The 8391-nt window shown below is 73.3% G+C and carries 8 protein-coding genes; 3 read left to right on the top strand and 5 right to left on the bottom strand.

The window, feature by feature from the left end:
• Positions 1-162: 162 nt before the first annotated feature.
• The 5 genes from ACFWEJ_RS24310 to ACFWEJ_RS24290 form a co-directional block, all read right to left on the bottom strand.
• The gene (locus ACFWEJ_RS24310; RefSeq protein WP_377231756.1) at positions 163-1716 is read right to left on the bottom strand and encodes an AbgT family transporter; all 1554 of its coding nucleotides are present in this window, start codon (positions 1714-1716) and stop codon (positions 163-165) included.
• A complete protein-coding gene (locus tag ACFWEJ_RS24305) occupies positions 1713-2822 on the bottom strand; it encodes an alpha/beta hydrolase family esterase (RefSeq protein ID WP_377231755.1) in 1110 nt (369 codons plus the stop codon). Before ACFWEJ_RS24305 ends, ACFWEJ_RS24310 begins: the two co-directional genes overlap by 4 nt.
• A 112-nt stretch (positions 2823-2934) precedes the next feature.
• Positions 2935-3702, bottom strand: a complete 768-nt coding sequence (locus tag ACFWEJ_RS24300) for a creatininase family protein (RefSeq protein WP_377231754.1) — start codon at positions 3700-3702, stop codon at positions 2935-2937.
• Positions 3699-4388, bottom strand: coding sequence for a FadR/GntR family transcriptional regulator (locus ACFWEJ_RS24295; protein ID WP_377231753.1), 690 nt, complete (start codon positions 4386-4388; stop codon positions 3699-3701). The genes ACFWEJ_RS24300 and ACFWEJ_RS24295 overlap by 4 nt, the downstream gene beginning before the upstream one ends.
• A 124-nt stretch (positions 4389-4512) precedes the next feature.
• Positions 4513-5736, bottom strand: coding sequence for an FAD-dependent monooxygenase (locus tag ACFWEJ_RS24290; protein WP_377231752.1), 1224 nt, complete (start codon positions 5734-5736; stop codon positions 4513-4515).
• A gap of 188 nt (positions 5737-5924) precedes the next feature.
• On the opposite strand from ACFWEJ_RS24290, the gene ACFWEJ_RS24285 reads away from it, so the two are divergent.
• The 3 genes from ACFWEJ_RS24285 to ACFWEJ_RS24275 all read left to right on the top strand — a co-directional run bounded on the left by ACFWEJ_RS24285 (position 5925) and on the right by ACFWEJ_RS24275 (position 7788).
• Positions 5925-6851, top strand: coding sequence for a GntR family transcriptional regulator (locus ACFWEJ_RS24285; RefSeq protein ID WP_377231751.1), 927 nt, complete (start codon positions 5925-5927; stop codon positions 6849-6851).
• Positions 6851-7240 carry a helix-turn-helix domain-containing protein gene (locus tag ACFWEJ_RS24280; protein ID WP_377231750.1) on the top strand — a complete coding sequence of 130 codons (390 nt, stop codon included), beginning with the start codon at positions 6851-6853 and terminating at the stop codon, positions 7238-7240. The genes ACFWEJ_RS24285 and ACFWEJ_RS24280 overlap by 1 nt, the downstream gene beginning before the upstream one ends.
• Positions 7241-7320: 80 nt before the next feature.
• Positions 7321-7788 (top strand): VOC family protein, encoded by a 468-nt coding sequence (locus ACFWEJ_RS24275; protein ID WP_377231749.1) that lies wholly within the window; start codon positions 7321-7323, stop codon positions 7786-7788.
• Positions 7789-8391: the final 603 nt, after the last annotated feature.

Genomic DNA, 8391 nt, shown 5'->3' with positions numbered 1-8391 from the left:
GGGGGCTTTTTTGTTGAGCTGTAGTTGGGGGGGGGCCCGCGTCTGTTTGGCTAAAAACACCCAAAAAAACCCCCGCGCCCCGGGGGGCGCGCCGGGGGCGGGGACGCGGGCGCGGCGGCGGCGGGGCAGGTGTGCGCCGGCGCACCGGCGCGCGTGTGTGCGTCAGCGCACCGGCGCGCCCGGCCCGAGCGGGACGCCCAGCGCCCACCAGGCGAAGAACAGCGCGGTCCAGGCCAGCGTCATGCAGACCGCGAGCGGCAGCGTGTACGAGGCCAGCGTGCCGATGCCGGCGTCCTTGCGGTACCGCTGCAGGAACCCGAGCGCCATGATGAAGTACGGGCTCATCGGCGTGATCGCCGTGGACCCCGAGTCGGCGATGCGGAACAGCGCCTGCGTGGTCTCGGCGGGCACGTCCAGCAGCATCAGCATGGGCACGACGACGGGCGCCGCGATGGCCCACATCGCCGAGCCGCTGGTCACGAGCACGTTTACCACGGACAGCAGCGCGAGGATCGCCAGGAACACGACCCAGATCGGCACGCCGCTGGTCTCCAGCGCCTCCGCCGAGTTCACGGCGATGACGTCGCCGATGTGCGTCCAGTCGAAGTAGGCCAGGAACTGGGCGATCGCGAAGAACAGCACGAGCACGGGCGCCATCTGCTTCACGCCCTCGGCCATGAGCCGCGGCACGTCCCCCGCCTTCGTGATCTCGCCGGACCGCCAGCCGTACACGATGCCGACCAGTGCGAACAGCACGGCGACGATCGCCGCGATCCCGTCCAGGAACGGCGACTCCGTCAGGCTCCCGTCCTCCCCGCGCAGCGGCGACGACGACGGCAGCACCACCGCGACGATGACCAGGATCGCGACCAGGCCGGACAGCAGGGCGGCACGCAGCGCCTTCCGGTCCCGCGGCGAGAGCTCCAGCCCGGCGACGTCGTCCAGGTCCGCGTCCGGGTCCGCGCCCAGGTCCGGCCGCTTGGCCAGCACCAGGTTCGTGACCAGGGTGATCACGATCGCCAGCAGCAGCGACGACGCGATGTTGAAGAACCAGTTGCTCACCGGCGACACGTACGCGTTCGGGTCGATGATCCGCGCCGCCTCCGTGGTGATGCCCGCGAAGATGGCGTCGTTCGGCGTCGGGACGGGGCTCGCGTCGTACCCGGACGCGATCGACGTGTAGGCCACCACCACGCCGAGGATCGGCGACTTGCCCACCGCCCGGAACGCCAGCCCGCCCAGCGGCACCAGGATGATGTACGCGGCGGCGCTCGCGACGTGCGAGACGGTGCCCGCGAAGGCCACGGCGAACACCACCCACGAGACGGGCACCCGGGAGACGGAGACCTTCATCGCCGCCGACAGGAAGCCGGTGCGCTCCGCGATGGCGACGCCCATGATGACCACGACGATGGTGCCCATCGGGCCGAACGTCGCGAAGTTGTCCACGGCCGTGGACACGGCCATGGCCAGGCCGGCGCCGCTGAGCAGGTTCTGCACCACCACGGTCTCGCCGTCGGCGGGCGAGACGACGGACACGCCCGCGGCCGCCAGTCCCGCGCTCGTGACGCCGAGGATCGCCGCCAGGATCCAGAACAGCCAGAACGGGTGCGGCAGGGCGTTGCCGAGGCGCTCGACGACGGCCAGCGCGCGCAGCACGCCGGGCAGCCGGTCCGGCTCGGTCCCGGGTGCGGCCTGCTTCGACGTCGCGGTCATGACGCCGCCCCTTCCGTGCCGTGGCCCGTGAGGAAGCGCACCGGCAGCCGCTCGTCGCCCAGGAACTCCCACAGCACCTCGTGAGCCTCGATGCTGTGCGTCGCGTACCCGCCGCCGGAGTAGCTGTCCTCCCCCGGCCAGGTGTGGCCGCCGCCGAGCACCGCCACGTGCGTCACCTCGGCGCCCCGGTCGCAGTCCGTCCACCGGGTGGTGGTCACGTCGAACGCCGTCTGCTCGACGTCGGGCCCCGCGGCGCAGCCGTTGCGCGCCACCCAGCCGCCCACCCAGTCCTGGATCGCGGGCAGGCCGCGGTCCGGGTCACCCGCGTACGGGATGGTGACGTCGTCCGTGCCGTGGAAGTCGATCACCGGCACCGGCCGCTCCGGGTAGCAGTCCGGGTGGCCCGTGCCGTAGAACGCGGCGGCCACCGGCGCGACCGCCGCGATCCGGTCCGACAGCTCGCACGCCAGGATCCCCGTGAAGCCCGCCCCGTTGGACTTGCCGGTCGCGTACACGCGCCGCGGGTCCACGCACAGGTCCCGCTCCAGGGTGTCCAGCAGATCGTTCGTGTAGGCCACGTCGTCGACGCCGGGGGCCGCGTACGGCGCGCCCTCCCAGGCCTGCCGGTCGCCGTCGCCGGTGCCGACCACGCCGTTGCCGTACGCGACGATCGCGGGCAGCGCATCCAGGCCGGAGAAGGCCTCCGTGCCCGCCCCCGTGTTGCCGCGGCCGTGGAACACCAGCACCACGGGCCACGCCCGGTCGCTGCGGTAGCCGTCCGGCAGGTGGAGCTGCACGGTGCGCTCGCGGCCGTCGCTGGTCAGGGTGCGCAGCACGCTGCTGCCCGGCGCCTGGCCAGGGTCGGTGCCGCAGCCCGCGGAGCGCAGCGGGTTGCGCCCGGCGCGGTCCGGGTGGGCCGACGGCGAGACGGCGGCGTCGGCCGGAACGGGTGCGGCCGCCGCCGTCGTGGCGCCGACCGGCCCGGCCAGGCCGGAGACCGCGAGCGCCAGGGCGGTCAGGAGCGCCGCGCGCCGGCCGGGTCGCCGTCGGCCCTGCTCTCGCCGGCCCTGTGGTGCGGGTCGAGGTGATGCTGTCGTCGTTGACATGCGAGTCCTTTCTGGGCGCCGTGCCCGCGTGCGGGCACGGCGGAGCGGACACCTGGCGGGCCAGGTGCGTACCGAGGGGGTGCTGTGGGTGTTGTCGGAGGCGTGCCGGGCGCTACGCGGGCGGCCACTCCTCCAGGAAGGTCGTGATGCGGGCGACGATCGCCTTGACGATCGCGGCGCCGTCCTCGGCGGTGGCCCGGCGCGGGTCGCCGAGCACGCCGTTGGGGCTGAGCCGGTCGTACGGCAGGGTCAGGGCGGGCTGCGCGTGGCGGCGCGCCGTGCGGGAGACGTCGTCGAGCTGGTCCGGGGTGGTGGTGCCCGGCTCGAGCCGGTCGGGGTGCACCAGGTGCGGTGCGAGATGCAGCATCTGCGCGGTCTCGGCCTCGCCGGAGTGCCCGTGCACGGCGCTGGGCTCCATCGCGGCCACGGCGTCGCCCGCGAGCGACGTCAGGGGCGACCAGGCGAGCTGGATCCCCGGGTGGGACACGAGCAGGTCCTGCGCCACGGTGGTCAGGGTCGCGTTGTTGCCCCCGTGGCCCGTGACCACCAGGAACCGCGTCCAGCCGTGCCGGTGCAGGCTCGTGACGTACTCCCGCACCACGGCCGCGAATGTCGTGGTCGTCAGCGTCACCGTGCCCGCGAACGCCATGTGGTGCGGCGAGACCCCCACGGGGATCGACGGCCCCACCACCACCCGGCCGGCCAGGTTCGCGGCGACCTGCGCCACCACGCCCTCGGCCCGCACCAGGTCGGTCCCCAGCGCCATACCCGGGCCGTGCTGCTCCAGCGCGCCGGCCGGGATCAGCACCACCGTGCCGCGCGCGACGGCATCCGCCGCCTCCGCCGTCGTCATCTCCGCGAGGCGGTACGGTGCGGTCACGGTGCCGCCTCCCCGAAGTCCGCCGCCTCCAGCGACTCCCGGATCGTGGTCAGGTGCGCCCGGGTCAGCCGCTCCGCGGCCGCGCCGTCCCCCTCGCGGACCGCGCCCAGGATCTCCAGGTGCTCCGCGTGGTCCCGCTGCCGGTCGTCGTACCGGAACCGGATCTCCGTCTGCTCGGACGCCCGCACGTGCAGCAGCGCCTCCACCGTCTCGCGCAGCAGCCCGTTTCCCGACGCCGCCGCCAGCTCCACGTGGAAGTTCAGCGCCGGCCGGAACCCGTGCACCGGCGGCTGCAGCGCCGTCGCCGCCGCGGCCTCCAGGCGCTGGAGGGCGGCGGCGTTGCGGGCGCTCGCGGCGAGTGCCGCGATCCCGGGCTCGATCACCAGGCGGGCCTGGACCAGCTCGATCACCGAGGCGCGCGTGATGTGCGGCCGGTGCGGGTTGGCCAGCACCGACCGCTCGAGGCCCGGGCCGATGTACGTGCCGGAGCCGTGCCGCAGCTCGACCACGCCGGTGGCCTCCAGCCGCCGCAGTGCCTCGCGGACGGTGGGGGTGGTGACGGCGAACCGCTTGGCCAGGTCACGGGAGGACTCCAGCACGTCGCCGGGTCCGAGGCTCTCGGAGCGGATCAGCTCGACGATGTCGTCCGCGAGCTGCTCTGAGAACGAGGCTCTACCTTGAGTCATAAAGTGACTAAATCACTTGAGCACCCGGCTGGTCAAGAAGCCAGCTGTACTGACCAAGGTTCAGCAGGCCGTCGGCGACCACATCCGGCGTCGATGCGGTCGCGGACAGCCTGCTGAATCCCGGTCAGCGACCGACCGCCAGGGCCGCGTAGTCCGGCAGGTCGATCTGGTCGACCGCCTTGTCGATGCCGCCCATCATCATCCCCGCGAGCGGGGTCTTCAGCAGGGCACCCATCACCGCGGTGCGCGCCTTGATCTCGAAGCGCGAGGGCGGCAGGAACCCGCGCGCGCCGCCCGGGAGCTGCTTCATGTTGACGGCGGCGTACGGCCGCACCGTCGCCTCGTAGGCCGGGAACGCGACGGCGGGGTCGCCGCCGGCCCGCGCGAGCTCGCCCGCGAGCACGTACGCGCCCACCAGCGCGAGCGACGTCCCCATCCCGACAGACCCGGCGGTGCACGCGTCGCCCAGGAGAGCAACGCGCCCGCGGTGCCACGACGGCATCTCGATCTTCACGTGCCGGTCGAAGTAGAAGTCGTCGGCGCGCTCCATCGCGTCCAGCAGGCGCGGGACCTCCCAGCCCTCCCCCGCCAGCACGCCGGCGACCAGGCGCTTCTGCCCGGCGATGTCGCGCCGGTCGTACTCCACGGGGTCCCCGGCGAAGTGGACCATGCCGCGTGCCCCGCCGTGCGCCGGGTACAGCAGCACGTTGCGCCCGCCCACGCCGTTGCCGGCCGGCATCGAGTACAGCAGCTCCCAGCCGTCCAGGCCCCAGGTGTCGCCGGCGCCAGCCGGCTCGGCCGTGAAGACGGCGCGGTGGTAGCCGGAGTCGACCGCCCGCCAGGCGCCGTCGAAGGCCAGGCGCCGCGTGGTGGAGAAGACGCCGTCCGCGCCCACCACGAGGTCGAACCGGCGCGGGGCGGAGCGCTCGAAGGTGACGTCGACGCCGTCGGCGCGCTGGTCGAGCGCCGTGACGCTGTCGTCGTACAGGTACTCGACGCCGTCGGCGGCGTCCATGATGATCCGCATGAGGTCGCCGCGCAGGATCTCGATGTCGGCGATGACGCCGCCCGAGTGGCCGAACATCTCGGCCGGCAGCTCCATGGTGCGCCGCCCCGCGGCGTCGAGGTAGGCGATGCCGCGCACGCCCGTGTGGGCGGCGCGGACCTGCTCGGTGAGGCCCATCCGGTCCAGCACGGTCCGCGCGGCGCCGCGCACGTCGATGCCCTGGCCGCCCGGCCGGGGCCCGACGGAGCGCTCGACGACCGTGACGTCGAAGCCGTACCGGCGGAGCCAGAAGGCGAGGGCCGGCCCGGCGACGCTGGCACCGGAGACGAGTACGTGGGTCATGGCTGCTCCCTGGTTCGAAGGTTCCTCGCCGAGGTGTTTCGGTGAGGCGCTTCGTACACCGTACGAAGCGCCCTATGCTGGGTAAAGAGCGGGGTAGTGCACCAGGTAGTGCACCCCGCGAACGCCCAGGCCACGGGGCCGCGGCGCACGCGACAGGCCCGCGACCGCACTAGTACAGGGAGCCGAAGATGACCACACCGTCCGAGCGCATCGCCGACGAGATCCGGGGCCGTATCCGGTCGGGCGAGCTCGCCCCGGGCGCGCCGGTCCCGTCCACACGCCGCATCGTCGCCGAGCACGGCGTGGCCATGGCCACCGCGAGCCGGGTGCTGGACGCGCTGCGCCGCGACGGGCTCGTCGAGGTACGCCGCGGCGTGGGCACCGTGGTCGCCGCGGGCGCGGCCGGCGCCGGCCCGGTCCGGCCCGGCGCGCCGGCGTCCGCCGCGAGCGCCCCCACCGTGGACGACGTCGTGCGCCTGGCCATGGCGACGGCCGACGCCGAAGGGCTGGGCGGGCTGTCCATGCGGCGGATCGCGACCGACCTGGGCATCCCCACGATGTCGCTGTACCGCTACGTCCGGGGCCGCGAGGAGCTGCTGGCCCGGATGCTCGACACCGTGTACGCCACCTCGCCGCTCCCGGACCCGCTGCCGGACGGCTGGCGGGCCCGCGCCGAGGTGTGCGCCCGCACCATGTGGGCCGCGTTCCAGCGCCACCCGTGGGCCGCGCACGTCATGTCGATGACGCGGCCGCAGGTGCTGCCGCACGGCATCGCGCACACCGAGGCCCTGCTGAGCGCGTTCGGCGAGCTGCCCGGCCGGCCGCTGGACCTCGACGCCCGGATGCACCTGACCGTGTCGGTCTTCCAGCTCGTGCGCGGGCTGGGGGTGGGCATCGAGCCGGCTGCGCAGGCCCGCAAGGACGACGGGCTGACCGACGAGGAGTGGATGGACCGCACCCTGCCCGACCTTCAGGCCGCGGTCGACCCGCGCCGCCACCCGCACCTCGTGGCGGCGACGTCGGCCGACGTCGACCTCACCCTCGACACCCTGTTCGAGTTCGGCCTGGCCCGTCTCCTCGACGGGTACGCGGTGTTCCTCCGGGAGGAGCGCTGATGTCCCCGCACGAGCGCGACAACCGGCTGCTGCTGCGCGCCCGGGACGCCATCGACCGCGACTACGCCCGACCGCTCGACGTGCCCACCCTGGCCCGCATCGCGCACGTCTCGCCGTCCCACTTCAGCCGCAGCTTCCGGGCAGCCTTCGGCGAGACGCCGCACCGCTACCTGCAGCGGCGCCGGCTGGAGCGCGCGATGGCGCTGCTGCGCAACACCGCGACGCCGGTGACGGAGATCGCGCTGCAGGTGGGCTCCAACAGCCTGGGCACGTTCAGCCGCACGTTCCGCGACGTCGTCGGCATCTCGCCGACCGAGTACCGGCGCCGGACGCGACCCGTGGCCGCGCCCGTGTGCTTCGTCAAGAGCTGGATGCGCCCCGCGGGCTGAGCAGCTCCTCGACCGGGCAGTTCTCGACCGAGCAGATTCGGAGAAGCGCACCGGCCCGGTGCGGTCCTAGCGTGGTGGACATGTTCAAGAACATCTCCATCACCGCCGTGACCGTGCTCGACCAGGACGAGGCCCTCGACTTCTACGTCGGCAAGCTCGGGTTCGAGGTCAGCAACGACGTCGACATGGGTTTCATGCGCTGGCTGACCATCTCCCTGCCCGCCGACCCGGACCGCCACCTGCTGCTGGAGGTCCCGGGCCCGCCGTCTCTCAGCGAGGAGGTCGCGGCCCAGGTCCGGGACCTGCTGACCAAGGGCGCGCTCGGGGTCGCGTGCATCCTGACGACCGACGACTGCCGCCGCACCTACGCCGAGCTCAGCGCGAAGGGTGTCGAGTTCACCGAGGAGCCCGTCGAGCAGCCGTACGGCATCGACTGCGCCCTGCGCGACCCGTTCGGCAACCACATCCGCGTCACGCAGCCGGCCACCGGCCCGGTCGAGGTGACCGACGCGGACATCGCCCGCTGGAACGCCGAGCAGCCGGGCTGACGGCGGCGCCCGATCGGCCGGTGGCGGCTACGGCCGACCGTTCGCCCGGCCCTGCCAGGTCGGCAGTTTGCGCCGCAGAGTCGGCAGTTGGCATCCAGGTCGGCACAGGCCTGTGCCGACCTCGAAGCAGAGTGCCGACGTCGGCGGAACTGCCGACCTGAGCGGAGCTGGCGACGTCGGCGGAACCACCGATCTCGAATGCAGACTGCCGACATCGGCGAAACGCCGGCGCTGCGGGGCAGTGGTAGCGGGGTAGGCGTCGGCAGTTCGCTCGGCCGCTGCGGGGCTCGCTCGGCGATGTCGGCAGTTGCGCCACAGAGTCGGCAGTTTGTCGCGCAGAGTCGGCAGTTGGCATCGAGGTCGGCACAGGCCTGTGCCGACCTGGAAGCAGACTGCCGACATCGGCGAAACTGCCGACCTGGGCGGAACTGCTGGCGTCAGCGGAACTGCCGGTCTTGATGCACGCTGCCGACGTCAGCGGAACTGCCGATTCCGCGGTGTGGCGGTCGCGGGACGGTGGTAAGCAGTTCGCTGGGCCTTGCCAGGTCGGCAGTTGGCGCCGCAGAGTCGGCAGTTGGCGTCGAGGTCGGCACACCACTGTGC

Origin of the sequence: Promicromonospora sp. NPDC060204 (assembly GCF_042728455.1) — a bacterium.
GTDB lineage: Bacteria > Actinomycetota > Actinomycetes > Actinomycetales > Cellulomonadaceae > Promicromonospora.
Note: the sequence above shows the minus strand (reverse complement) of the source record. Positions and strands in the feature narration are given on the sequence as shown.

Coding starts and splice junctions, on each gene's coding strand:
- ACFWEJ_RS24310 (WP_377231756.1), bottom strand. CDS start 1,716: ATGACCGCGACGTCGAAGCAGGCCGCACCCGGGACCGAGCCGGACCGG.
- ACFWEJ_RS24275 (WP_377231749.1), top strand. CDS start 7,321: ATGTTCAAGAACATCTCCATCACCGCCGTGACCGTGCTCGACCAGGAC.
- ACFWEJ_RS24295 (WP_377231753.1), bottom strand. CDS start 4,388: ATGACTCAAGGTAGAGCCTCGTTCTCAGAGCAGCTCGCGGACGACATC.
- ACFWEJ_RS24305 (WP_377231755.1), bottom strand. CDS start 2,822: ATGTCAACGACGACAGCATCACCTCGACCCGCACCACAGGGCCGGCGA.
- ACFWEJ_RS24290 (WP_377231752.1), bottom strand. CDS start 5,736: ATGACCCACGTACTCGTCTCCGGTGCCAGCGTCGCCGGGCCGGCCCTC.
- ACFWEJ_RS24285 (WP_377231751.1), top strand. CDS start 5,925: ATGACCACACCGTCCGAGCGCATCGCCGACGAGATCCGGGGCCGTATC.
- ACFWEJ_RS24280 (WP_377231750.1), top strand. CDS start 6,851: ATGTCCCCGCACGAGCGCGACAACCGGCTGCTGCTGCGCGCCCGGGAC.